Here is a 23,446-nt window from a genome sequence, read left to right as displayed (position 1 = left end):
GGTCGAATTGAGGCGCTTCAAGCGCTCAGAAGACGCTGGTAGAGCGCAACCAACGTCTCTGCCTCACCGTGAATATCGAAATTCTGTTCGACATGGGTGCGGGCGGCCTGACCGGACAGTGCAAGGGAATCACGGTTTTCCAGCATCTCCGCCGCTGCGTCGGCCAGCGCGGGAATGTCGTCCGGGGCTACCACCCTGCCCAGCGACGGGTCGGTCACGATCTCGGAAAACGCACCAACATCTGTGGCCACAACCGGTACGCCACACGCCATGGCTTCAAGCGGGGTGAGCCCGAACCCCTCCCACCGTTGCGGTGCTATGAACAGATCCAGAACCTGATACCATTCGGCAATCTGATCAACCGTGACCTCGGGCATGAATAGGATGCGATCAGACAAGCCTGCCTTTGCAACCTTGTCTTTCAGCTCGGCCAGAAATGCGGTGTGCTTTTCGGTGGCCCGCCCCATGACGATACCTGAAACGGTGTCGAACCGCCCACACAGATCGATCATCGCGTCAACAAAGGCATCTGTACCTTTTTGGTGCCGGATGCGGCCGTAGCATCCCAACAGCAATCCGTCCGGCAGCCGCAGTTTCTCCCGAACGGCGGCCTTGTCCTGTGGGGGCGTAAAGTCCTCGAGGTTGATACCATGCATGACAACCTGCGCGTCGCGCTCAAGGTACCCGGCGGTTTTTTGTGACGTTGCCACGATCGCGTCCATCTTGCCGATCAGCCATTTTGTGTAGCCAGTATGAGGACGTTGGGATGCGCTGGTGAACAGCAGTTTGAGTTTCAGGCGGAACACGTTCCGCAGGATCAGACCCAGCAGCATCTCTGTATTGCGACGGGCATGCCAAACGCGCATTGGACGGCGTGAAAGAAAGGGTAGGCGGCCCAGCGGGATATGCGGGATGTCGGCGGGCAGGCCCGGACCCGTGGCGGCGATGTCGATTGATTTTGCCTGAAGCGGAACCAGCCTTGCGATGGTTGCGGTCACGCCCGAAAGCCTGCGTTTCAGATTTGGGGCTATGACGACGGGGTCTTTCACCGGGCTCTCCTGATGGCTGCTTCAGTCGACACTATCCCGGCTGAATAGATAGATCACGCAACCAATGGCAAGCGATATGGCAAAAAACCCGAATATCGCCGTGTAAGGCGCGGTTGACCCAGTCTGAACGGTGGCAGCATGAATCCGACCGGTGACGAACTGGGCAACGCCGACGCCACCGATGCCGAACAGGTTCAAAAGGGTGACGCCGCGGCCAACCAGGTGCGGTGGTACAAAGGCCCGACCATGGGCCATGATGACCGGAAAGCTGGCCCCGGCAAAGCCTATGACGGCCAGCAGCAGAACAGACAGCCAGATTGCGTTGTCAATCCACAGGCACAGCAAGGTCAGCGCCACTGCCCCCAGCGCATTGCCCGCAAAAACAACCCACTTTCGGGTACCAAAAACGCGATCCAATGGCCCGTAGACAAAAGTGCCAGCGATCATTGCGGCCCCCATGATCAGGGTCGCGGTGCCGATTTGCGTCGTGCTTAACCCGAAAACATCGTTCAAATATGGCCCCGCCCAAAGGCCCCGCAAAGCGCCAGAAGGCGCGTATGCGACCAACATCAGCGGCAGGATCAACCAGAGGGCGGGCTCCTTCACAAGGTCCAACAATGACCCCTTTTGGTCCGTCTCAACCTTTTTCGGATCATGCACAGTCAGCAAAATGCCAAGAGAAATTGCAGCCGAAATCACGGCCAGCCCAACCATCGTTGCGCGCCATCCCATCCACTCGACCGCGAGTGCGGTGGGGTAGGATGCCACGAGGTTGCCAACAGACCCCACGCCAAGCATCACAGCCGCCAAAGTGGCAAACCGCGCCGGAGGATATTCTCGGGCAAAGATAAAATATGAGGCCATCAGGACCGGCGAGCAGCCAACGCCAATCAGCCCCATTGCAATGCTGATATGCATTGGCGTAGACGCAGCGGCAAAAAGCGCCGCCCCTCCTGCACCACCAATCAGCAGCAGCACCGCTGCGGTCAGGCGGGGGCCAACCCGATCCAGCGCCCAGCCGACCGGGATTTGCATCGCAGCAAAAACCAGGAACCAAAGGCCCGAGGCAAACGCCAGATCCTCGGGTGTTGCGCCAATATCCTGTTCCAGGTCGAGGCTGAGAACAGCCAGAAACGCGCGGAAAAACTGGCTGAGTACGTAGCCCAGGCATAAAACCACCAAACCTGCCTGCATAACTTGCCCCTTATTTTGCGCGCTTTAGGGAAAGGCTTGGCATGTCATGATGCAACGCACAAGCGTGTGTAGTATATTTCAGAAACGGGACTTGGACTTACGCCCGCCTAATTTAAGCTCAACATTGATTTGAGGGGGACCATGAAAGACCTCCATTCCGAGTTTTATGAAAACCTCCCTCTTTTGCGGGAGTTTACTTTGGTGGCGGACCCGACGCAGTTTTCAGCTGTGCCGGATGAATGGGTCGTCGGCGTTGCCGACATAGTTGATTCAACCGGAGAAATCGCCCGGGGCCGATACAAAACCGTCAACACGGTTGGGGCGGCTGTGATTTCAGCCATGATCAACGCCATGAACGGCAAGTTATTTCCCTATGTTTTTGGTGGCGACGGTGCTGGATTTGCCGTTCCGCCCAGTCAGGCCGAAGCCGCGCGTCATGCATTGGCTGCTTTGCGACGCTGGGCAGAAGAAGAGTTTTCCATGCCTCTGCGTGCGGCCATGGTATCGATGGCCGAAGTCCGAGCCGCCGGTCGGGATGTGCGCGTGGCCCGCTATGCACCATCTACCGGCGTGGACTATGCCATGTTCTCGGGGGGTGGGCTGGCCTGGGCCGAAGCCGAGATGAAGGCTGGCCGCAACATGGTTGATCAAGCAGATCCGGGCGCACAGCCGAATCTGACAGGCCTGTCGTGCAGATGGTCCAACAGTACGGCTCGGCATGGCCAGATCGTCTCGCTGGTTGTTGAGCCCACTGCATCAGCGTCAGAGGGTGATTTTGCCGATCTGGTGCAATCCGTTCTGTCCATGTCGGAAAAGCTGGAGCGTGCGGGGCACCCCGTGCCCGAGAACGGCCCGCCTATGAAATGGCCGCCGCCTGGCTTGGACATTGACGCGCATGTGTCACGCAATGGGCGGAACATGGTATTGCAAAAGACTGTTCTGCTGTTCCAGAATCTGTTGATCGCGGCCCTGTTTAAATTGGGCAAACGCCTGGGTCAGTTCGAGCCGGACCACTACAAGAAGATGGTCAGCGGCAACGCAGACTTTCGCAAGTTTGATGACGGTTTGAAGATGACGCTGGATTGTGATGCGTCCACGTTGAAACGGATCGAACACATGCTGGAGCAAGCGCGGTCGCGTGGAAAGATACGCTATGGTTTGCACGCACAAAACGAAGCGATGATGACATGCATTGTCCCGTCGGCCACCCGGGATGATCATGTGCATTTTGTTGATGGCGCGTCGGGCGGGTATGCTCAGGCCGCTGCGGCCATGCGCGCGTGAAAGGTCAAGACACCTTCCACTGCTCCGAAAGCGAACGGGCCGTCTGCGCCAATAGCATCACGTCGATACCTACGGCCAAAAACTGCGCGCCCATGTCTTTATAGGCTTGCCGGGCCTCGTCATTGGTCGCAAGGATGCCCGGCGCTTTGCCAGACGCCTTGATCCGCGCCAGCGCGTCTGCGATCACCTCGCGCATCTCAGGGGCGGCGCTGTTGCCCTGATAGCCCATGTCGGTCGACAGGTCGGCGGGGCCGATGAAAACTCCATCAACGCCCTCGACCTGTAAAATATCATCCAGGGCATCCAATCCAGCGCGGGTTTCAACTTGCAGCAACAGGCAGATTTCCTGATCCGCTGTTTGAATATACGCGTCGACAGCCCCATACATAGTCGCCCGTGCCGCCATAGCACCCACGCCGCGCGCTCCGGTCGGAGGATAGCGACACGCACGAACCAGTTCGCGCGCTTGCTCGGCGCTTTCGACGATTGGGACCAGCACGGTCTGCGCCCCTGCATCCAGAACCATTTTGATCAACCAGGTTTCGCCAATTGGAACGCGCACCACCGGATGCGATGGGCTGGCGGCCAAAGCCATGAGTTGATCCCGGATCGAACGGATGTCATTTGGGGCGTGTTCCCCGTCAATTACCAACCAATCGAAACCCGCTGTGCCCATGACCTCGGCGGTGACAGATTCAGCAAAGCTCATCCAGCACCCAATCTGGGTTTTTCCCTCATTTAGAGCCTTTTTGAAGGGGTTTTCCGGGGCAGCCATCAGATCTCTCTTGCTTTTGCAAACCATGATTATCAAAGACCCGGTGCCGGGTCCTTTCTGCATCTTCTCTTATGACAGTGAATTGTCCAGTCTGAATGCAGCCTTTCTGACGGGGCATAATCGACGCTGGCGGCGCCTTGCCTCCGCATGATGATAACTAGCGCCTTGCCAGAACTGGGAGGATTGCTTGCGAAAAAGCTGAAATTCGGTGATAATTTTCCTATGACTGACGACCTGCCTCTGACGTCGCGATCTTTGCCCATAGCGCTGTTGCGGGCGCGGGAAAAGGTTATGGGACCCATCCGTGCAATGCTGGCTGACGCTGGTGTCACCGAACAGCAGTGGCGGGTTTTGCGGGTTTTGAACGAAGAAGGCCCACAGGAACCGACACACATCGCTGATCGCGCCTGCCTGTTGTTGCCCAGCCTGACGCGGATTTTGCAGAAGCTGGAACAAAGCGGTTTGATCTCGCGGCGCTCTCATCCGGCAGATCGCCGTCGCCAGATCATTGAGATCACCACAAACGGTACCCAGATCATTCGCGCCAATTTGCCCGTAAGTATCGCCCAAGCAGAACGCATTCGGTCTCAGCTGGGGCAGGAAAAGCACGAGTTGTTGCTGGATCTTCTCAATGACCTGAAAAATCTCGAAGCCTGACAAGTGGCTAAAGCGAAGACGCTTCTTAGAAACCCCGCCGGAGAGTTTAGGGGGTATTCTCCAGCGGGGCGGCCAGACTCGTACTGGATCATTGCCTGGCCCGAGGCCGGTTGCGTCATGTGTAGTCTGACGGTCCGACCTGCAATTCGGAGTGTGCGCCGAGTCAAAACAGACTCTAATTAAAGCGTTGCTCCCGGGGACGGGCACATGCCTTTGCTCTCCGAAATAGATGTTGGTAACTGCCAACCGATGGATTGTCTTGCAAATGGGACCTCTGAAGTCGCATCGGCTAGGTAATTTGCCAAGTGTGTGCATCTGGCTTCAGTTCGGCCATATTGTCGGCTGCAACATCTGTAATTGAGGACATAACTCAACTTAAGCCCGAGCCAAGTCACGTTTGTTCTTCCTTTGACAAGGTCATAAAGGCGGAAGTGACATTGCTGTGAAACGGTCATTGCACTGCATACCGGAATTGGGCGGGTTTGCGCTGAAACACCAACAAAGCTTTGGCGAAATTCGGCGTGTTTTCTTGTATTGCTGATCGGACTGGCGGTCGTAAGATGAACCAGCACAATAGTCCGAGAGCACCATGTCAAATAGTCTGTTTTCCCTTCCCGACCCGGTTACTATCCCTGTTGTTGGGGCCTCAGCAGAGTATCCTGTGGGGCGTATTTTCTGCGTCGGTCGGAATTACGCGGCCCATGCGGCCGAAATGGGGAATGAGGTCGATCGCGAAGCACCGTTCTATTTCACCAAATCTGCAGCCAACGCGGTTCTGTCCGGGGCTATGGTTCCGTACCCGGCAGGGACCGAGAATTATCATCATGAAATGGAGTTGGTGCTGGCGATCGGAAAACCTGTATTCCGTGCCACCTCTGCGCAGGCTTGGGATGCAGTTTATGCTTATGGCTGCGCCCTCGACATGACCCGTCGCGACCTGCAGATTCGCGAACGAAACAAGCAACGGCCCTGGGATCTGGGCAAGGATGTCGAAAACGGTGCGGTATTTGCCCCGCTGACACCGGCAGGCAAATGGTCGCCGGACGCAGACAAGCATATCCGTCTGCGCGTCAATGATGAACTGCGACAAGACGCGACGCTTGAGGAGCTGATCTGGAAAATCGACGAAATCATCTGCCACTTGTCCGGCTTCTATCACCTGCGTCCCGGGGATCTGATTCTGACCGGCACACCAGCGGGTGTTGGACCGGTTGTGGCAGGTGATGTTCTGAGCGGTGAGATAGACGGGCTCGCGCCGATTGAATTGACCCTGACGGATGCAAAGTAGACCCTATTTAGGGTCTTTTAGCCAATCGTTGGCAAATTCGATTTGTGTGACTCCCGCCAGTCGTCGCACGCGATCCAGCTCGGCGTTCAGGCGTCGGGTGCGGGCGTCAGACCAGCGCACTCCGCGCTCGGGCCAAAGGGCTTTGACGCGTAACATGTCGCGGTCGCGATGCGCTTTCATGTCAATCCGGCCAACTAAACGGTTACCTTCCAGCAGTGGAAACACGTAGTAACCATAATTGCGCTTGGGTTCCGGCACGAAGACCTCGATCCGATAGTGAAAGCCGAACAACCGTTCTGCGCGATTGCGGTCACGCAGCATTGGATCAAACGGGCTGAGCACGCGGATGCGCCCGGGTGGCTGGGGCAGGTCCAAACTCTGGTCCGCCAGGTTTGAGCGGGCAAAGACCTTGCGGTGCCGCCCATCAGCGCAGGTGATCTCGATCTCTTCTATATCGCCTTTGGCCAGCGCCCTTGCGCACCAGCTTTTGGCTTCTGCTGCGCTGACCGTGTCCCAGAACGCAGCCAATTCGCCCGATGTTGCAAATCCAAGTCGGTCCAGTGCTGCGTTGCACAGCCAATCCACAGTCGCTTCTGCATCGCAATGCATGTTTCCCGGACAAAGTTGGGTTTCAATAACTCGCTCTGTCAGGTCATAGCGTTTCTGAAACCCCTCGCGGCCAACAACTGTAAGCGCGCCAGACCGCCACAAAAACTCCAAGGCGGTTTTTGACGGGTGCCAATCCCACCATCCGCCCGAGCCTTTCTTTTCGTCCTTGCCCACGTCCGAGGACGACACCGGCCCATGGTCACGGATGTGCTTCAACACCGTTTCAAACTGTTGTTCGAACCCATCCCGTCGCCAGTTCTTCCACCGCGCTTTCAGCAAATCAGCGTCGCGCTGAAAGCGCAGATGCCAGTGGGGGTAGAACTCCATCGGGATCACGGCCGCATCATGCGTCCAATGTTCGAACAGCTCTTTTTCCCTTTCATAGAGCCTTTTCAGGTGCGCGCCGCGATAACTGGGCCTGCGCGAAAACAGGATTAAGTCATGGGCGCGTGCAACTGTGTTGATACTGTCGAGCTGCACAAACCCCAACCGCTGGATCAGATTCAGAAGCGCACCGCCCTTGGCCTCACCCGATGGCAGTTCCGCCAGCGCGTGGCGATCCATGAAAACGGCCCGCGCTGTTTGGTTGTCGAGCCGTTTGAGGGGTGCCGTCATCGCCGCTTCAGGGTGTCGCCAAAGCTGATCTTGGGAGTCAGTGTCGCGCGCGTTTCAATCTCGGAGTCGGGATCTTTCAAACGCTCGGCGATGATTTGGGCGGCATGACGACCAATCTCAAGCCGACAGGCATCCATCGTCGCAAGTTTGCGCGGCAGACCCTGCAACAGTTCGACATTGTTGAAGCCGGCCAACCCGATTTGCCCTGGAATGTCGATGCCTTGCTCCAGCAGGTACAACAAGCCACCCGCACCGATCATGTCATTGGAGTAATACAGAAAATCCAGATCGGGAGAACGTTCCAGCATCGCCTGCGTCATCTCGCGCCCCTTCGCAAGGGCCGAGCCGCCGGAATAAAACTCGCGGTCTTCGATTTCGATCCCGTGCTTGCCCAATACCTCGGTGAAGCCTTCGAAACGCTTCCGGGCGCGGTGATCCAGAGGCATCTTGGTGCCCATGAAGCCAATATGCTGATACCCAGCCTTCAGGATCGCCTGCGCCATCTCGCGCCCGGCGCGGCGGTGCGAGATGCCGACCATCGCATCCACAGGCTTGCCGTCGGTATCCATGATCTCGACCACAGGAATGCCCGCTGAATCCAGCATGGCGCGTGCGGCTTCAGTATGTTCCAGCCCTGCAATGATCACGCCTGAAGGCCGCCACGAGAGCATCTCGTACAGCACCTTTTCTTCTTTTTCGGGCAGGTAGTCGGTCACGCCCACAACTGGCTGCAATTCCGTGTCTTCCAGCACCTGATTGATACCTGTCAGAACCTCAGGAAAAACCATGTTCGATAGCGACGGGATAATGACCGCGACCAGATTGACCCGGCTGGACGCCAGAGCGCCCGCGATCTTGTTGGGCACATAGCCAAGCTCTTTTGCGGCGGCCAGAACGCGGGTGCGGGTGGCGTCTGACACGTCCCCCCGGTTCCGCAAAACCCGGCTTACCGTCATCTCGGATACTCCAGAAGCCTCGGACACATCGCGAAGGGTAAGCGGGCGTTTGGATTCACTGTTCACGGGAGGCACCTGTGTTGTTGTTTTGCCCGATGGTAGCGTGAACAAGTCTGCGTGTACAACAATTGTGCAAAGCCGATGACAACCCGGAAAATCCCGGTTACAGAAGGCCACACACGGCCCCGTGGCTCAACTGGATAGAGCAGCCCCCTCCTAAGGGGCAGGTTGCAGGTTCGAATCCTGCCGGGGTCGCCAATTTCTCATGGTCTTCCGTCAATCGACGCGCGCTGAAACGCGGCAAGATTGGTCCCTGAATGCGCATCAAATACGTTGTTCGATCCACATTTACCTGCAAAAATTGGGCAAACTTTCCATGGGACCATCCGAGTGCCGCTCAGATACGCAGACATTTACCCCTCTGAACCACTGCTCAACAGCGACTCGATGGAGCGTCCTTCGGCAGCGGCACTGATGTCTGTACGATATTTTCAGGCGGAACCGGACGAAATGCCCGAGGACGTGTTCGCGGAACACCACGTATTGCTAAATTTGCAGGACAGTCCGCATCGCGTTCAAAATTGGCGTGACGGCACATTGCGGGATTTCACCTTCTGCAAGGACGAGGTCATTGTAACGCCCGCTGGCGTGCGGTCAGGTTGGCGGTGGTTCGCGCCGTCTGACGTGATCGTCATTACCCTAGAACCGCACAAGGTGGACCGTTTCGCGCAGTCTGAGCTTGGGATGTTACTCGATCCCCAACAATTTAAGGACTTGCCGCAGTTTTCCGACCCTGACCTTTGCGCGGCCGGTGTCATCTTGCGGGATGCGCTGGAGACTGAAGACATGTCCTCGGCCGTTATGTTCGAGGCCATGAGTCGGGTTTTTCTGGTCAAGCTGCTGCAGAAATACGGAAAGCGGCGCGCCGAAGATGCTGAATTGTCATCGCGGTTCACCTCTCGCCATTACCAACGTGTCCTGGCCTATGTACAAAAGCGCCTGGATCGCACGATCACCGTTGACCAACTGGCGTCCGAGGCTGGAATGAGCGCGTCGCATTTTGCCCGTGTCTTCAAGGAAACGCTTGGTTCAACGCCTATGCAATATGTCATGTCGTTTCGGATCGAGCAGGCGATGAAGATGATCGAAGATCCAAGGCGGCCCTTAGGGGACATTGCTTTGGCTTGCGGGTTTTCCGATCAGGCGCATTTCACCCGCAGCTTCAAGCAAGTGACCGGTCAGACCCCACGTGCTTTTCGCGTTGCGCTGAACGGTTGAAGCAGAATCTTTCAAAAACCGGGCAGCATGGTGCAATTATCGCAGGCGCTGACTTCGTATCTTTCATGTCATCGGGCCTGTGCCCAAACTGACAGATTTTGGGAGATACCTCCATGAAAACCCTCGCTTTGAACACCGCCGCTGCGCTAATGGCATCGACTGCCGCGATAGCTCAGGTCGAAACCCGCACCGTGACCTTTGAAAATGAAGGCACCATCATGTCCGGCACGCTGTATTTGCCGGAAGAACGCGGTGACGCGCCTTTGCCCACGGTTGTTGTCACCGGTGCCTGGACCTCGGTGCAGGAACAGATGCCCGCTAACTATGCACATGAAATGGCGGCACGCGGATTTGCTGCATTCACCTTCGATTTTCGCGGTTGGGGCAAGTCGGGCGATTTGCCTGACAATGTACGTTTTGTCGAAAGCCCAAAGGCCAAGACGTCGGACATCAAAGCCGCGTTCGAATATGTCGCAACCCTGCCTGAAGTGGATGCCGATCACATCAACGGGCTGGGTATCTGCGCTTCGGCCGGTTACATGGTCGACGCTGTTTCCGGAAATCCGCTGGTGCAACGTGTTGGGCTTGTCGCCCCCTGGCTTCAAAATGAAGAGATCGTCGAGGCCGTTTATGGCGGCAAGGATGGCGTTGCCGGGCTGATCGAAGTGTCCCATGCTGCCGAAGCCGCGGGTGGGCAAATCATCCCTGCGGCAGGGCCGGAAGGTGCCGAAGGCGTTCTGATGCCGATCGGTGGGTACTATTACGAGGCCGACCGTGGCGCGATCCCCGAGTATGACGACAAGTGGAACAATGCGGGCTGGGAAGGCTGGCTGACCTATCACCCTGCGGACAACCCGCAGCGTTTGGACAAGCCGCTCGCCATTGTTCACTCGGAAAGTGCGGCCATACCTCAGGGTGTGCAGACCTTTCTCGCAGGGTTTGCAGGCGAAGCGACAGCCCAATGGCTGGAAGATGTCACGCAGTTCGATTTCTACGACAATCCCGAAGACGTGACCCGAGCAGCGGATACCGTGGCTGACCATTTCAGTGCTGGCCTAGACAGCTGAATTCTCGATCAGGCGTCGAAGTTGTCTTCAGCGCCTGCCCCTTACCCTGGAGTAAACCGATGCCCAAGAACCTTACCGCCACACTTGCAGCCGTCACAATGATTGGCAGCGCGGCGTTTGCCGAGCAACACACTAATATCTCGACAGCAATCACCGATATCGCAGCGGGAGCTGACCGCCATGACTGGACTCGTGTGCGCGGCGCTTTTGCCGATACGGTGACAACCGATTACACCAGCCTTTGGGGCGGTGACCCAGTAACGCAACCGGCTGACGACCTGATAGCAGGTTGGTCCGCATTCCTGCCTGGGTTTGAAAGCACACATCACATGGTCACCAACCATACCGTCAGATCGCTGTCCGAAACCCAGGCCACAGCGCAGGCTGATTTCACTGCTACCCACCGTATCGCGGATGGCTTGTGGGTGCTGGGCGGCCGATATGACTATATCCTTGAGAAATCCGAGGATAGTTGGGTTGTAACATCACTGACCATGACAGCGCTTTGGGAAACCGGTGATCGTGGTCTTGTGGCAATCGCGGCCGAGCGCGCGCAACAGTCCAATTGAACCAAGTGGTGAGCCGAGGTCGCCAAGTCTACCTTGTTCCTGGTTCTGGAAAACGCGTGCGTGTGCGGTTGGCGAAAGCAACAAGGGACAGCATCACTGGGACTTCGACCAGAACGCCTACAACGGTCGCCAACGCCGCGCCGGAGTTCAGACCAAACAAGCTGATAGCAACGGCCACAGCCAGTTCGAAGAAGTTTGATGTTCCGATCATGGCACACGGGGCTGCGATCCGATGGGGTACTTTCAGTGCATAGGCAGCGCCATACGCTATAGCAAAAATTCCGTAGCTTTGGATGAGGATAGGCACCGCGATCAGCACGATAACCATTGGCTTGGACAGAATGGTCTGACCCTGCAGTCCGAACAGAATAACCACAGTTGAAATCAACCCCATAACCGACCAAGGTTTTACGCGGGTAGAAAACGCCTCAACTGCCTGTTTAGAGCCTAGTTTGTTACGGGTGATCAACCCGGCAATCAGCGGCAACACCACGTAAAGAACCGTGGCCAGAACCAGCGTCTGCCAGGGCACTTCAATATCGGTGACACCCAGCAAAAAGGCGACGATCGGGGCAAATGCCACGACCATGATCAGATCGTTGACCGAGACTTGAACTAGCGTATAGGTCGCGTCGCCTTTGGTGAGTTGCGACCACACAAACACCATGGCGGTGCAGGGGGCTGCCCCCAACAAAATTAGCCCAGCTGTGTATTGGGCAGCGTCTTCGGGTGCAATCCAGGGTGCAAAGATATAGTCAAAGAATAATACGGCGAGCAGCGCCATGGTGAAGGGCTTGATCAACCAATTCACCACCAGCGTCACGATCAGACCGCGTGGCTGGCGGGCAACCCCGGCGACTGCGCGGAAATCGACGTTGACCATCATCGGATAGACCATCGCCCAGATCAGTACGGCTACAACCAGATTGACGCTGGCGATTTCGGCCCCTGCAACCAGTTGAACCAGTCCTGGCGCGGCTTGTCCGATCAGAACACCGCCAATCATGGCGAGCGCGATCCAAATTGTGAGATATCGTTCGAAAATGCTCATGAAAGCGCCTCGGAAGTCTGATCTGTGAGTTTACCAGAGGTCAGTGCGGCGAGGGCAACCATAGCGGACGCGGTACCGAGGACCATCGGCAATCCCCCGACCTGATAGGTGAGGCCAGACAAAACGGTGCCGACCAGCCGACCTGCTGCATTCGCCATGTAGTAAAACCCGACATCCATCGTCACACGCTCGGACTTGGTGAAGGCCAGGATAAGATAGGAATGCAGTGCCGAATTGACGGCAAAGACCGCTCCAAAGACCAGCAAGCCAGCAACGAGTGTCGTGGTCAGCCAGGTCTCAGGCTCGTTTGACAGCCAAGTGGCCAATGTTAGAGCCGCAGGAATGCAGAAAAGGATCACTGCCCAGCTGCGCGCAGCACGGATCAGATCACCTTCGGTTCGATCCGAGGCGCGAAGTATCCTTGGCGCGTTGGCTTGCACCACACCATAGAGGATGATCCACACCGCCATGAAAGTTCCTATCATGAAGAACGCAGATCGGTTGCCCGCCTCGGTACCGTCTGAGAGCACGGCGTAGAAATAGATTGGGATGCCGACCACAAACCAGACATCACGGGCGCCGAACAGAAAGACACGCGCTGCTGACAGCCAGTTTACATTGGCGGACTTCGAAAAAACTTCGGAGAACTTCGCCCCTTTGCGTCCCTTCGGCAAGCCTGCTGGCATGAACAGGATAACTGCAAACAGGATCACCGCCAGTACGGCTGCCATGACCAGAATTGCTGTCATAAAGCCCATTGTGGCCAGCATGGTCGCGCCCAGCAAAAAGCCCAGACCTTTGACTGCGTTTTTCGACCCCGTTAGCAGGGCCACCCAACGAAACAACCCGCCGCCCTCGGCAGGGGCCAGAAGTTTGACCGACGATTTCGAAGACATTTTGGCCAGATCCTTGGCCACTCCGCTGGCGCCTTGCACCATCATCACGAATGTGACCGACGCTGCGACGGTCCAGTTCGGGTCAAGCTGCGTCATGGCAAGCAACGCAATAACTTGCAGCCCCAGCCCTGCATAAAGGGTCGAGGTCAATCCGAACCGCGCTGCGATCCAGCCTGCGGTCAGGTTGGTGACAATCCCGGCGATCTCATAGAGCACAAAAAGATAAGCTAACTGAACCGGCGAGAAGCCCATGGTGTGAAAGTGCAACAGCACCAACATCCTGAGCGCCCCGTCGGTCAGCATGAAGGCCCAATAGGCCGCCGTAACCGCGATATAGGCCGACAATCCTTCGGGCCGTTGGGTCACAGCGACGATCCGACCATCAAAGCCACATCCACCAACCGATGCGCATAGCCCATCTCGTTATCATACCAGGCATAGATTTTAACCTGCGTCCCGTTCACCACCATGGTCGACGGCGCATCGACAATCGAAGAGCGTTCGTCATTGGTGTAATCGGTCGAAACCAGCGGGCGCGTCTCATAGCCAAGAATGCCCTTCAACTCACCCTCGGCAGCAGCTTTGAAAAAGCCGTTGACCTCTTCGGCGGAGGTTTCGCGCTGAACCTCGAATACGCAGTCAGTCAGCGATGCGTTCAGCAGAGGCACCCGCACCGCATGACCATTCAGACGTCCCTTAAGTTCGGGATAGATCAAAGTGATCGCCGTAGCCGAGCCAGTGGTGGTCGGGATCAAGGAATTCAGGGCCGAACGCGCGCGGCGCAGATCCTTGGCGGGGCGGTCCACGATGGTCTGGGTGTTGGTCACATCATGGATTGTGGTCATCGACCCGTGGCGAATGCCCAGATTTTCGTGAATGACTTTGACAACCGGTGCCAGACAGTTGGTGGTGCAGGAGGCCGCTGTCACGATGTTATGGGTCGCAGGGTCATAAGTATCATCGTTCACACCCACAACAATGTTGGCTGTCGGGCCGTCTTTGACGGGGGCGGAGACAACAACCTTTTTCACGCCTGCATCGAAATAGGGTGCCAGCTTGGCTTCGGTCTTGAAGACGCCAGTACAGTCGATCACTACATCGACACCGTCCAACGGCAGAGCTGAAAGGTCTTTTGTCCCAACAAAGGGGAGGCGCGTGCCACTCACAGTGATGCTGTCGGCATCGTGGCTGAACTTTGCATCCCAACGTCCGTGCACTGTGTCAAATTCCAGCAGATGCGCGTGCATTTCGGGATTACCAACAGCGTCGTTGATCCATGCAATTTTTGCGCCCCGTTCCAGCAAGGGTTTCAGCGCAAGTTTTCCCATCCGGCCAAGGCCGTTCAGAGCGTAGGTCGTCATTTCGTGTCCTCAAAAGATGCTCGCCCGATGTCATCGACAGCGGATTGCAGTGCGATCCGGTCAAGACTTTCGACCGGCAGCGACGTAAAGGCTTGGATCCGACGCTTCAGCGCGCCGTAAGCGTTTTGAAACGCAAGGCTTTTTTCTGCGTCGGTGCCTTCTGTCTTGACCGGGTCAACCATACCCCAGTGACCACTGATCGGTTGACCTTCCCAGGCCGGGCATTCTTCGTTCGCAGCCTGGTTGCAGACCGTAAAAACAAAATCCAGGTCAGGCGCATCCGGCCCCGAAAACTCGGACACATTCTTTGACCGTAGGACTGACGTGTCATGGCCCTTGTCTTGCAAAACCTGCATCGCAAACGGGTTCAGTTCGGAAAACGGCCATGTTCCTGCCGAATAGACATTGAACCGATCGCCGCCTATCTCGCGCAGCAGAGATTCAGCAAAGATCGAGCGGGCGGAATTGCCCACGCAAATGAACAACACATTGAACTTCCGGTCAGTCATGGTGTCACTTCCTTTGGTTGAAGGCATGCAAAGATCAGGTCGGCCACGGCAGCAGTCCACAATAAGGAAATCGAGCATTTGCTGCACGTTTTTCATTTCAATCGAATAGAGAAGAGACGTCCCGGATCGCTCCTGCTTGACCAGCCCTGACCGCTGCAACGCATTCAGATAGTTCGACATTGTGCTGGGTTTGATACCTAACTCTGCCGCCAGCTCGCCTGCGGGAACAGTGTCAGGAAACCGTCGCATTAACATGCGAAACACGGTGATGCGTTGCGGGTGACCCAGAATGGCCAGCTGGTCGATTACTTTTTCTATCATATTTCATGAAATATTGAATTAATGACCGGGAGTCAATTTCAACCCGTTGGCGTTACAAAAAATTCACATACGGAAGCTGCCGCAGGCAGAGTCGGTTGCCGGCTCAAAAGAAGACCCCATTCAGGCAGGTCGGCCGCAAAAAGCTCAACTGGGCTTGCAGGCAACAGACCGACAGTTTAAACGATCCATCGCACCCAGATAGAACCAGTTCTGGCTGCCATAAGTTGCCTCAATAGCTCAGCTGGTAGAGCAGGTCCTTCGTAAGGACAAGGTCGGGGGTTCGAGTCCCTCTTGAGGCACCACACATCTCGCTTTTCTGAAAAAATTCGCGTTGAATTCGAATGTACTTTCAAATTTTAAGTGTGCCCGTTGCACAGGCGTCGACTTGACGTTCTTTCCAACAAGACACATTTCGCAATGCCCAAAGGCGGTCTGCGCGCGAGTGTCGACCGTATCCCGACCTTGCCCCAATGCCTTGCCTGAGGCATGCTTGCTTCCGCAGGAAGAGTATCTGTTCACCGTCGGGTTTGTCGGTCAACGGATCAGCGCGGCGCCATGCTTTGGGAGGAGTTTGTCATGACATCCAAGACCGCAGGTTCCACACCACCAGACAACCTGACACCGCCACAACAGGCCGTGCCCGAGGTCAACAAAGTGACAGCGGATGATATCACCGCCGCACTAAAGGCTGGGTTTTCCGATTTTCTGGCGCGCCCCGTCATGAGCGGTTTTTTCGGCCTGTTCTATGCGGTTTTCGGAATACTGTTGGTTTGGGCCTTGGTTTGGCTCGGCAAGATCTGGATGATCATTCCTGCAATTGTAGGATTTCCGCTGGTCGCGCCTTTTGCCGCCGCCGGGCTTTATGAAATGTCGCGTCGCTTGCAAAAAGGGGAGAGTTTTGGGTGGTCCGAGATCCTCACCGTCATGGCCAACCAACGCAAGCGGGAAATGGGCTGGATGGCCTTTGTGACCTTGTTCATTTTCTGGGTGTGGGTTTATCAGGTGCGGCTTTGGCTGGCGATCATCCTGCAGAATGCATCCTTTTCCGATTTCGACGGGTTCTTGAACACCGTGCTATTTACGCCCCAAGGCTGGACGTTCCTGGCTATTGGCACGTGCGTCGGCGCTTTTCTGTCAGCAGCCCTGTTCACAGTAACCGTTGTCGCCATGCCTATGTTGCTGGACCGGGAAACCAATTTCGTTTCCGCGATGCTCACCTCTGTCCACGTTGTCAGGGAAAGCCCTGTGGTCATGCTCACTTGGGCGGCAATCATCTCGTTTACCATGCTGATATCGCTGGTTCCCGCATTTTTGGGCCTGATCTTTACTCTACCGATCCTTGGTCACACCACGTGGCATCTTTACCAGCGGGCGGTGCCGCCGGACGAGGTGTGATTTAACGGTAAGGCGTCTGCGATAGTCGAACGGCGGCACACATTTTTTGTACTGACAACGAAGAGGATAAAGCTGCTTTTCTAGCGCCTGTATCCGATATGGTACGGCTTAGGTTTGTTTTTGTGCAGCAAAGCAATTTCGGCTGCCGAAACGGGAACGCCCATACTCCTTCCACTAAGAACATTTAAAGCGAACAAAATCCTCATCACAGGCATCCCAAGTGCGCCGGAGGAAGTCACCAGACCGATGCGCGCAGCTCAGGCGCGCTTTTCCCCTATTGATGCAACGCCCAGAACGTCCAAAACTTTGGCTTCGATCTGTTCGGCGTTCATGCCGGCCACGGCATACATGTCCGTTGGGCTGGCCTGATCGATGAACGTATCGGGCAAGACCATCGAACGGTATTTCAGCCCTTGATCAAAAACGCCTTCCTCGGCCAAAAACTGTGCGACATGGCTGCCAAAACCGCCAATCGCGCCTTCTTCGATGGTGATCAGAGCCTCGTGGTTTGCTGCCAGGTCCAGGATCAGGTCGCGGTCCAAAGGTTTGGCAAAGCGGGCGTCGGCAATGGTTGGATTGATGCCTTTGCCCGCAAGGGATTCGGCGGCTTTCTGCACCTCAGACAATCGGGTACCGAACGAAAGTAGTGCCACGCGCGCGCCCTTCTGGATCACGCGGCCTTTGCCGATCTCAAGCACCTCACCGCGTTCCGGCAAGTCGACGCCAACGCCTTCACCACGCGGGTAGCGGAACGCAATCGGCCCTTCGTCATGTGCAACAGCGGTTGCCACCATGTGCATCAGTTCAGCTTCGTCTGCGGCGGCCATGACAACCATGCCCGGCAGGTTGGCCAAATACGCAATATCGAACGATCCGGCATGGGTGGCTCCGTCGGCACCCACCAGACCTGCGCGGTCAATCGCGAAGCGGACGGGCAGACGCTGGATCGCGACATCGTGCACCACCTGATCATACCCGCGCTGAAGGAAGGTTGAATACATGGCGCAGAACGGTTTCATCCCACCCGCAGCAAGCGCGGCAGAAAACGTCACCCCGTGCTGCTCGGCGATCGCAACATCGAAACAGCGCGACGGGTAGCGTTCGGCAAACAGGTTCAGGCCGGTACCGTCCGGCATGGCGGCGGTCACGGCAACGATCTTGTCGTCTCGCGCAGCTTCATCCACCAAGGTTTTGCCAAAGACGGACGTGTAAGAGGGCGCGTTGGAAGGTGCTTTCTTCTGTTCGCCTGTCACGACGTCGAACTTGGCTGTTGCGTGTCCTTTGTCTCGGGCTTGCTCTGCGGGTGCATAGCCTTTGCCCTTCTTGGTCAGAACGTGAATCAGGATCGGGCCGGTCGCTCGTGCCTTGACGGTCCGCAACACCGGCAGCAACTGGTCCAGATCATGTCCGTCTATGGGGCCTAGGTAAGAAAAACCAAGCTCTTCGAACAGCGTGCCGCCGACGGCCATACCTTTCAGCATTTCCTTGGCGCGTTTGGCCCCTTCGCGGAAGGGCTCGGGCAGCAGCGAAACCGCGCCTTTTGCGGCGGCTTTAAGATCGTGGAACGGCTCTTCCGCATAGATACGGGACAGATAGTTGGACAAGGCGCCCACCGGTGGCGCAATGCTCATCTCGTTGTCGTTCAGAATGACGATCAATCGCTTGCCCAGATGGCCCGCATTGTTCATCGCTTCAAATGCCATGCCTGCAGACATTGAGCCATCGCCGATCACAGCAATCGCATCGCCCAAACCCTCGGGTGTGACACCACCCAGATCGCGCGCCACGGCAAAACCAAGTGCTGCACTGATCGAGGTACTGGAATGAGCTGCGCCGAACGGATCATAGGGGCTTTCGCTGCGTTTCGTAAAACCACTCAAACCATCCTTCATCCGCAATGTGCGAATACGATCGCGCCGCTCGGTCAGGATCTTGTGCGGATAGCACTGATGACCCACGTCCCAGATGATCTTGTCGCGTGGCGTGTCAAACACGGCATGCAGCGCCGTGGTCAGCTCGACCACACCCAGACCAGCCCCAAGGTGCCCGCCCGTCACGGACACGGCCGATATTGTCTCGGAACGCAATTCCTGTGCCACCTGATGCAGCTGCGCGTCCGAAAACTGCTTGAGATCCGCAGGGCGGTTCACAAGGTCCAGCAGGGGCGTGTTCGGGCGGTCAGACATTGGAATTCCTGGCTTAGCTGTCCCGGGCAATAACGAAGCGGGCGGCGTCCTTCAAGGTTTCTGCTGACGCACCGTACCCGTCCAACGCAGCACAGGCCGTTTCAACCAGATCTGTCGCGCGGGTTTTGGCCGCCTCAAGACCCAAAAGCGAAACAAAGGTTGCCTTGCCCGCATCTGCGTCTTTCTGCAGCCGTTTTCCTGCCTTTTCCACATCGCCTTCTACATCCAAGATGTCATCAGCAATTTGAAAGGCAAGCCCAAGAGCCTGCGCATAATCGCGCAGAGGGGTCGGATCGGCTTGCGCCAGCCGCGCACCCGCACAAGCAGACCATTCGATCAACGCACCTGTCTTGCCCGCCTGCAACCGGGTGATTTGTTCCAGTGTCAAAGGCGTGGCCGCTGTTTCGGCTGCGATATCCAGCGCCTGACCCAGAACCATGCCTTGCGCCCCGCTGGCTTGGGCCAGAGTCAGAGCCAATTCTGCACGCGTTTGGGCATCGCCAACTTCGGGCCGAGTGCACAGTTCAAATGCTAAGGTCTGCAACGCATCACCGGCCAACACCCCGGTCCCTTCGTTCCATTTCACATGAACGGTGGGCCGCCCTCGGCGCAAATCATCATCATCCATGCAGGGCAGGTCATCATGGACCAAAGAATAAGCGTGCAGCGCTTCGATCCCCGTTGCGGGCCAGATCGAGCGGGCCTCATCCACGTCATGCAAGCGCGCGCTTTCCCGCACCAAAAACCCGCGCAACCGTTTACCACCTTGCGTGGCATAGGCCATGGCCCGCGTTACGTCGACATCGTCCAGTGCGCCTAGAACCAGGTCAAAATGCGCCTGAATGCGCGCTGCATCCTGCGCCAGTCTTTCGCGAAACATTTACTGACCGTCGACAGATGTGGTCCCGGTGGGTTGCCCTGTGGCATCCAGAGTGATCGCGGCCACTTTCTCTTCAGCCCGCTTCAACTCGTCCTCGCACCGTTTCTTCAGGGCCGCACCGCGTTCATACAGCGCGATCGATTGATCCAATGCCACGTCGCCGCGTTCAAGCTGGCCCACAACGGCTTCAAGCTCTTTCATGGCCAGCTCGAATGTCATCTGCTCAACTGGGGTATCGGTCATGGTGCTGCCTTCATCAATTCTTCCACATGGGCGCGTGTGGCCGCGGCCAATGCGTTCAGATCATACCCGCCTTCCAGAGTCGAGACGATACGACCGTCACAAACCTCATCGGCGATTTTGCACAGCTCGGCTGTGATCCAGGCAAAGTCGCCAGTGGACCAGTTCAGATTGGCCAGCGGGTCGTCCTGATGGGCGTCAAACCCGGCGGAAATGATGATCAGATCGGGGTTGAACGCCCGCAGGCGCGGAAACGCCTGGGACTCGTACGCTGCGCGCATGTCAGCCCCACCGCTGCCCGGAGCCAGCGGGATATTAAGAACCGTGTCGTGAACCCCTGTCTCATCCGGGCGTCCCGAACCGGGCCAAAGGGGCATCTGCTGGCTGGTGATCACCAGGGCACGCGCTTCGTCCCACAGCAAATCCTGTGTTCCATTGCCGTGATGAACGTCAAAATCAACAACGGCAACGCGGCTAAGCCCGTGATGGTCCAGCGCATGTTTCGCCGCCAAGGCCGCATTGCCAAACAGGCAAAACCCCATTGCAGTGTCTGTTTCCGCATGATGCCCCGGCGGGCGAATGGCGCAGAACGCATTCGTTACGTCTCCGCTCAGTACCAGATCGACCGCTCGCACCACTGCGCCTGCGGCTCGATAGGCTGCGTCCACCGAGCCCGGCGACATGAACGTATCCCCGTCAATCTGCGCAAACCCATCTGACGGGCGCGTGGATCGAATATCGCGAATGTAACCTTCCGGATGCACCCGAAGCAGATCGTCATCAGCCGCCAACGGAGCGGTCATCCGTTTCAGTTCCAACCCTTCCAGGGCGTGCAGAACATGCTCCAACCGCGCCACCCGTTCGGGGTGACCCTCAGGCGTGATATGGCCCAGGCAATCAGCATGGGTCAAAAGGGCAGTTGTCATCGGGGTCCCCTGTTCATCTGGCTACAAATACCTTCGCCGAAGGCACAAAACCGCCGCACAGCGGCACGCTTAATCCGGTGCCAGCATATAGCCTGCGCCGCGGACGGTTTGCAGATATCTGGGCTGTTTCGGGTCTTGCTCGATCTTGCGCCGCAGGCGCGTGATCTGCACGTCCACTGCACGTTCCTGCGCTTGGCCTTTGTCGCGCCCAAGATCCTCTACCAGTTTTGCGCGGCTGATCGGTTCGCCGGGCTGGGCCGAGAAGATCTTCATCAACTGGCTTTCCGTTGCGGTCAGGCGCACGGGATCTTCGCCCTGCCACATCTCTCCCCGCTCGATGTCATATCGGATCGGGCCGAGGTACAGGATCTTCGCGGCTGTTTCCTCGGCTGGCGTTTCCGGCATCCTGCGTAGAATTGCGTTGATCCGCAGCAGCAGCTCTTTTGGCTCGAAGGGTTTCGCCAGATAGTCATCTGCCCCGGCCTCAAGCCCTGCAATCCGGTGTTCGGTTTCCCCTTTGGCGGTTAGAAGCAGGATGGGAGTGCTGTGCGTCTCACGCAGCGATTTTGTCAGACTGACACCATCTTCGCCCGGCATCATGACATCCATGACAATCATGTCGAAATCCAGCCCTGACAAGACCCGCCGCGCATGGGCAGCATCCCGAGCTGCAGTGACCAAGAACCCGTTTCGCATCAGGAATTTCTTGAGCAGATCGCGAATGCGTTCGTCATCGTCAACAATCAGCAGATGGGCGTCCATATCGCTCATGAGGTCGTATCCCGAAGTTTCGTATAAGCATGACGCATATCAGCATCCATCATTGCTTCAAGCACTTTGCGAAATCCGGCCACAGCTTCGGGACCGGCATCCTTGTAAGCGGCGCGCATCCTAGAGCGTTGCGCATCTGACAACGTCGTCTCCAGAGCTTGCCCCTTCTCAGTCAGAAATAGGTGGCGTTCGCGTTTGTCCACCGTGCCGACACGGCTTTCCACCAGCCCATCCTCGATCAAGGTTCGTAAAACCCTGTTTAGAGACTGTTTTGTGACACCAAGGATCGCTAACAAGTTGTTGACCGTAGTCCCCGGTGCACGGTTGATGAAATGGATTGCCCGATGGTGGGCGCGGCCATATGCCATTTCGGTTAGGATGCGATCAGGGTCCGCAGTAAAGCCGCGATAGGCGAAAAACATGGCCTCAATCCCCTGCCGTAATTGCTCATCGGTCAAAAACAACAGGCTTTCGCCCCCATAACGCGGGGCCGGGCGGATGTCGGACATGGTGCGCCTCATTCGTTACTCGGGGCCGAGTTTATGTCAGCGTTATTGACATTCCAAGGGTAGAGCGGTATCGAATCGCAGTTTTTGCGCAATAATATGTCCGTATCGGACTTAATTGGCGCAATAATCGAAAATTCACCCGGTTCAGGAGGTTTCGCATGGCGGGGTATGATGATCGTGATGGTACCATTTGGATGGATGGCAAGCTGGTGCCCTGGCGTGAGGCCAATGTCCATATTCTGACCCACGCCATGCACTATGCCTCGTCCGTGTTTGAAGGCGAGCGCGCATATAACGGCAAGATCTTCAAAAGCCGGGAGCACTCCGAGCGACTGATCGCATCGGCCGAGGCGCTGGATATGCCGATGCCCTATTCGGTCGACGAAATTGAAGCTGCGAAGGAAGAGGCGCTGAAAGCCAGCGGCCTGCAAGACGCCTATGTGCGTGCTCTGGTCTGGCGCGGCTCGGGCGAAGATATGGGCGTGGCGTCCGCCAAGAATCCGGTGCGCATGGCCGTCGCGGTCTGGCCCTGGGGTGCTTATTACGGCGACGCGAAAATGCAGGGCGCTAAGCTGGACATTGCCGAATGGAAACGCCCCAGCCCTGAAACCATCCCGGTTCACGCCAAGGCCGCAGGCCTTTACATGATCTGCACCATCTCGAAACACAAAGCCGAAGCCAAAGGCTGCTCGGATGCCTTGTTCATGGACTGGCGTGGATATGTGGCTGAAGCGACCGGCGCGAATGTCTTTTTCGTCAAAGATGGAGAGGTTCACACGCCGCTGGCCGATTGCTTTTTGAACGGCATCACGCGCCAGACGGTGATCCAGATGTTGAAAGACAAAGGCATCACCGTGCATGAGCGCCGTATTAAGCCCGAGGAAATGGCCGATTTCGAACAATGCTGGCTGACCGGTACCGCAGCTGAGGTTACTCCGGTCGGGCAGATTGGGGAGTACACATTCGAGGTGGGCGACCTGACCCGCGAGATTGCGGAAGACTACGAAAAGCTGGTCCGCTCGTAAGCTTCAGCCCCCCGCTCCGGCGGGGGTTTTTCATT

General features: G+C 56.9%; 23 protein-coding genes and 2 tRNA genes. 10 read left to right on the top strand and 15 right to left on the bottom strand.

Going from position 1 to position 23,446, the window contains the following annotated elements; all coding sequences use genetic code 11:
• Window positions 1-17: 17 nt before the first annotated feature.
• Window positions 18-1,049 carry a glycosyltransferase family 4 protein gene (locus GS630_RS03805; RefSeq protein WP_171620351.1) on the bottom strand — a complete coding sequence of 344 codons (1,032 nt, stop codon included), beginning with the start codon at window positions 1,047-1,049 and terminating at the stop codon, window positions 18-20.
• A 21-nt stretch (window positions 1,050-1,070) separates the two neighbouring features.
• Window positions 1,071-2,243, bottom strand: a complete 1,173-nt coding sequence (locus GS630_RS03800) for an MFS transporter (RefSeq protein ID WP_171620349.1) — start codon at window positions 2,241-2,243, stop codon at window positions 1,071-1,073.
• A gap of 141 nt (window positions 2,244-2,384) precedes the next feature.
• Between GS630_RS03800 and GS630_RS03795 the strand changes: the two genes are divergently transcribed.
• Window positions 2,385-3,527 (top strand): DUF3095 domain-containing protein, encoded by a 1,143-nt coding sequence (locus tag GS630_RS03795; protein ID WP_171620347.1) that lies wholly within the window; start codon window positions 2,385-2,387, stop codon window positions 3,525-3,527.
• A gap of 4 nt (window positions 3,528-3,531) precedes the next feature.
• Here the strand turns inward: GS630_RS03795 and GS630_RS03790 are convergent, their stop codons facing one another.
• The gene (locus GS630_RS03790; RefSeq protein ID WP_171178499.1) at window positions 3,532-4,302 is read right to left on the bottom strand and encodes an HpcH/HpaI aldolase/citrate lyase family protein; all 771 of its coding nucleotides are present in this window, start codon (window positions 4,300-4,302) and stop codon (window positions 3,532-3,534) included.
• Window positions 4,303-4,524: 222 nt separating this feature from the next.
• Here GS630_RS03790 and hpaR point away from each other — a divergent pair, with 222 nt between their 5' ends.
• Entirely contained in the window at window positions 4,525-4,959 is a 435-nt protein-coding gene (gene hpaR / locus GS630_RS03785; protein WP_171178497.1) for a homoprotocatechuate degradation operon regulator HpaR, read from the top strand.
• A 589-nt stretch (window positions 4,960-5,548) separates the two neighbouring features.
• On the top strand, window positions 5,549-6,247 hold the full coding sequence (locus tag GS630_RS03780) for a fumarylacetoacetate hydrolase family protein (protein WP_171237910.1): 699 nt from the start codon (window positions 5,549-5,551) through the stop codon (window positions 6,245-6,247).
• A 3-nt stretch (window positions 6,248-6,250) separates the two neighbouring features.
• On the opposite strand, the gene GS630_RS03775 is transcribed toward GS630_RS03780, so the two are convergent.
• Together GS630_RS03775 and GS630_RS03770 are read right to left on the bottom strand one after the other, a co-directional pair.
• Window positions 6,251-7,471, bottom strand: coding sequence for a winged helix-turn-helix domain-containing protein (locus GS630_RS03775; RefSeq protein ID WP_171620345.1), 1,221 nt, complete (start codon window positions 7,469-7,471; stop codon window positions 6,251-6,253).
• On the bottom strand, window positions 7,468-8,493 hold the full coding sequence (locus GS630_RS03770) for a LacI family DNA-binding transcriptional regulator (protein WP_171092978.1): 1,026 nt from the start codon (window positions 8,491-8,493) through the stop codon (window positions 7,468-7,470). The genes GS630_RS03775 and GS630_RS03770 overlap by 4 nt, the downstream gene beginning before the upstream one ends.
• Window positions 8,494-8,608: 115 nt before the next feature.
• On the opposite strand from GS630_RS03770, the gene GS630_RS03765 reads away from it, so the two are divergent.
• The 4 genes from GS630_RS03765 to GS630_RS03750 all read left to right on the top strand — a co-directional run bounded on the left by GS630_RS03765 (window position 8,609) and on the right by GS630_RS03750 (window position 11,341).
• Window positions 8,609-8,685: transfer RNA gene (locus tag GS630_RS03765), tRNA-Arg, on the top strand.
• A gap of 216 nt (window positions 8,686-8,901) precedes the next feature.
• Complete coding sequence (locus tag GS630_RS03760; protein ID WP_245222878.1) at window positions 8,902-9,705, top strand: AraC family transcriptional regulator; 804 nt, start codon at window positions 8,902-8,904, stop codon at window positions 9,703-9,705.
• 113 nt (window positions 9,706-9,818) lie between these two features.
• A complete protein-coding gene (locus GS630_RS03755) occupies window positions 9,819-10,772 on the top strand; it encodes an alpha/beta hydrolase (protein ID WP_171234694.1) in 954 nt (317 codons plus the stop codon).
• A gap of 59 nt (window positions 10,773-10,831) precedes the next feature.
• Complete coding sequence (locus GS630_RS03750; RefSeq protein ID WP_171178487.1) at window positions 10,832-11,341, top strand: nuclear transport factor 2 family protein; 510 nt, start codon at window positions 10,832-10,834, stop codon at window positions 11,339-11,341.
• Window positions 11,342-11,369: 28 nt separating this feature from the next.
• On the opposite strand, the gene arsB is transcribed toward GS630_RS03750, so the two are convergent.
• Genes arsB through GS630_RS03730 form a run of 4 tightly spaced genes read right to left on the bottom strand, consistent with a single transcriptional unit; the run spans window position 11,370 to window position 15,479 of the window.
• Entirely contained in the window at window positions 11,370-12,392 is a 1,023-nt protein-coding gene (gene arsB / locus GS630_RS03745; RefSeq protein ID WP_171178485.1) for an ACR3 family arsenite efflux transporter, read from the bottom strand.
• The gene (gene arsJ / locus GS630_RS03740) at window positions 12,389-13,654 is read right to left on the bottom strand and encodes an organoarsenical effux MFS transporter ArsJ (RefSeq protein ID WP_171178483.1); all 1,266 of its coding nucleotides are present in this window, start codon (window positions 13,652-13,654) and stop codon (window positions 12,389-12,391) included. Before arsJ ends, arsB begins: the two co-directional genes overlap by 4 nt.
• Window positions 13,651-14,649, bottom strand: a complete 999-nt coding sequence (locus tag GS630_RS03735) for an ArsJ-associated glyceraldehyde-3-phosphate dehydrogenase (protein WP_171178481.1) — start codon at window positions 14,647-14,649, stop codon at window positions 13,651-13,653. Before GS630_RS03735 ends, arsJ begins: the two co-directional genes overlap by 4 nt.
• A complete protein-coding gene (locus tag GS630_RS03730; RefSeq protein ID WP_171620343.1) occupies window positions 14,646-15,479 on the bottom strand; it encodes a MarR family transcriptional regulator in 834 nt (277 codons plus the stop codon). Before GS630_RS03730 ends, GS630_RS03735 begins: the two co-directional genes overlap by 4 nt.
• 226 nt (window positions 15,480-15,705) lie before the next feature.
• On the opposite strand from GS630_RS03730, the gene GS630_RS03725 reads away from it, so the two are divergent.
• Together GS630_RS03725 and GS630_RS03720 are read left to right on the top strand one after the other, a co-directional pair.
• Window positions 15,706-15,781, top strand: a tRNA-Thr gene (locus GS630_RS03725).
• Between the two features lie 274 nt (window positions 15,782-16,055).
• Window positions 16,056-16,874 carry a DUF2189 domain-containing protein gene (locus GS630_RS03720; RefSeq protein WP_171178477.1) on the top strand — a complete coding sequence of 273 codons (819 nt, stop codon included), beginning with the start codon at window positions 16,056-16,058 and terminating at the stop codon, window positions 16,872-16,874.
• A gap of 257 nt (window positions 16,875-17,131) precedes the next feature.
• On the opposite strand, the gene dxs is transcribed toward GS630_RS03720, so the two are convergent.
• From dxs to GS630_RS03690, 6 genes are all read right to left on the bottom strand, one after another.
• Window positions 17,132-19,060 (bottom strand): 1-deoxy-D-xylulose-5-phosphate synthase, encoded by a 1,929-nt coding sequence (gene dxs / locus GS630_RS03715; RefSeq protein ID WP_171620341.1) that lies wholly within the window; start codon window positions 19,058-19,060, stop codon window positions 17,132-17,134.
• Between the two features lie 13 nt (window positions 19,061-19,073).
• Window positions 19,074-19,940: a polyprenyl synthetase family protein gene (locus tag GS630_RS03710; RefSeq protein ID WP_171234702.1), complete on the bottom strand. Its 867-nt coding sequence runs from the start codon at window positions 19,938-19,940 to the stop codon at window positions 19,074-19,076.
• Window positions 19,941-20,183 (bottom strand): exodeoxyribonuclease VII small subunit, encoded by a 243-nt coding sequence (locus GS630_RS03705; RefSeq protein WP_171620339.1) that lies wholly within the window; start codon window positions 20,181-20,183, stop codon window positions 19,941-19,943.
• Entirely contained in the window at window positions 20,180-21,106 is a 927-nt protein-coding gene (locus GS630_RS03700) for a histone deacetylase family protein (protein WP_171620337.1), read from the bottom strand. Before GS630_RS03700 ends, GS630_RS03705 begins: the two co-directional genes overlap by 4 nt.
• Window positions 21,107-21,175: 69 nt before the next feature.
• Window positions 21,176-21,877, bottom strand: coding sequence for a response regulator (locus tag GS630_RS03695; RefSeq protein WP_171178465.1), 702 nt, complete (start codon window positions 21,875-21,877; stop codon window positions 21,176-21,178).
• Complete coding sequence (locus tag GS630_RS03690; protein WP_171178463.1) at window positions 21,874-22,386, bottom strand: MarR family winged helix-turn-helix transcriptional regulator; 513 nt, start codon at window positions 22,384-22,386, stop codon at window positions 21,874-21,876. The genes GS630_RS03695 and GS630_RS03690 overlap by 4 nt, the downstream gene beginning before the upstream one ends.
• 158 nt (window positions 22,387-22,544) lie before the next feature.
• Between GS630_RS03690 and GS630_RS03685 the strand changes: the two genes are divergently transcribed.
• A complete protein-coding gene (locus tag GS630_RS03685) occupies window positions 22,545-23,411 on the top strand; it encodes a branched-chain amino acid aminotransferase (RefSeq protein ID WP_171178461.1) in 867 nt (288 codons plus the stop codon).
• Window positions 23,412-23,446: the final 35 nt, after the last annotated feature.

The sequence above is a fragment of the Ruegeria sp. HKCCD7303 genome, assembly GCF_013111185.1.
GTDB lineage: Bacteria > Pseudomonadota > Alphaproteobacteria > Rhodobacterales > Rhodobacteraceae > Ruegeria.
The sequence above is the reverse complement of the archived record's forward strand: the minus strand, read 5'-3'. Positions and strand labels throughout refer to the sequence as shown.

Excerpts from the sequence above, each read along its gene's own strand:
- GS630_RS03800 (WP_171620349.1), bottom strand. The coding sequence starts at position 2,243 with ATGCAGGCAGGTTTGGTGGTTTTATGCCTGGGCTACGTACTCAGCCAG.
- GS630_RS03795 (WP_171620347.1), top strand. The coding sequence starts at position 2,385 with ATGAAAGACCTCCATTCCGAGTTTTATGAAAACCTCCCTCTTTTGCGG.
- GS630_RS03790 (WP_171178499.1), bottom strand. The coding sequence starts at position 4,302 with ATGGCTGCCCCGGAAAACCCCTTCAAAAAGGCTCTAAATGAGGGAAAA.
- hpaR (WP_171178497.1), top strand. The coding sequence starts at position 4,525 with ATGACTGACGACCTGCCTCTGACGTCGCGATCTTTGCCCATAGCGCTG.
- GS630_RS03780 (WP_171237910.1), top strand. The coding sequence starts at position 5,549 with ATGTCAAATAGTCTGTTTTCCCTTCCCGACCCGGTTACTATCCCTGTT.
- GS630_RS03775 (WP_171620345.1), bottom strand. The coding sequence starts at position 7,471 with ATGACGGCACCCCTCAAACGGCTCGACAACCAAACAGCGCGGGCCGTT.
- GS630_RS03760 (WP_245222878.1), top strand. The coding sequence starts at position 8,902 with ATGTCTGTACGATATTTTCAGGCGGAACCGGACGAAATGCCCGAGGAC.
- GS630_RS03755 (WP_171234694.1), top strand. The coding sequence starts at position 9,819 with ATGAAAACCCTCGCTTTGAACACCGCCGCTGCGCTAATGGCATCGACT.
- GS630_RS03750 (WP_171178487.1), top strand. The coding sequence starts at position 10,832 with ATGCCCAAGAACCTTACCGCCACACTTGCAGCCGTCACAATGATTGGC.
- arsB (WP_171178485.1), bottom strand. The coding sequence starts at position 12,392 with ATGAGCATTTTCGAACGATATCTCACAATTTGGATCGCGCTCGCCATG.
- GS630_RS03735 (WP_171178481.1), bottom strand. The coding sequence starts at position 14,649 with ATGACGACCTACGCTCTGAACGGCCTTGGCCGGATGGGAAAACTTGCG.
- GS630_RS03730 (WP_171620343.1), bottom strand. The coding sequence starts at position 15,479 with ATGATAGAAAAAGTAATCGACCAGCTGGCCATTCTGGGTCACCCGCAA.
- GS630_RS03720 (WP_171178477.1), top strand. The coding sequence starts at position 16,056 with ATGACATCCAAGACCGCAGGTTCCACACCACCAGACAACCTGACACCG.
- dxs (WP_171620341.1), bottom strand. The coding sequence starts at position 19,060 with ATGTCTGACCGCCCGAACACGCCCCTGCTGGACCTTGTGAACCGCCCT.
- GS630_RS03710 (WP_171234702.1), bottom strand. The coding sequence starts at position 19,940 with ATGTTTCGCGAAAGACTGGCGCAGGATGCAGCGCGCATTCAGGCGCAT.
- GS630_RS03705 (WP_171620339.1), bottom strand. The coding sequence starts at position 20,183 with ATGACCGATACCCCAGTTGAGCAGATGACATTCGAGCTGGCCATGAAA.
- GS630_RS03700 (WP_171620337.1), bottom strand. The coding sequence starts at position 21,106 with ATGACAACTGCCCTTTTGACCCATGCTGATTGCCTGGGCCATATCACG.
- GS630_RS03695 (WP_171178465.1), bottom strand. The coding sequence starts at position 21,877 with ATGAGCGATATGGACGCCCATCTGCTGATTGTTGACGATGACGAACGC.
- GS630_RS03690 (WP_171178463.1), bottom strand. The coding sequence starts at position 22,386 with ATGTCCGACATCCGCCCGGCCCCGCGTTATGGGGGCGAAAGCCTGTTG.
- GS630_RS03685 (WP_171178461.1), top strand. The coding sequence starts at position 22,545 with ATGGCGGGGTATGATGATCGTGATGGTACCATTTGGATGGATGGCAAG.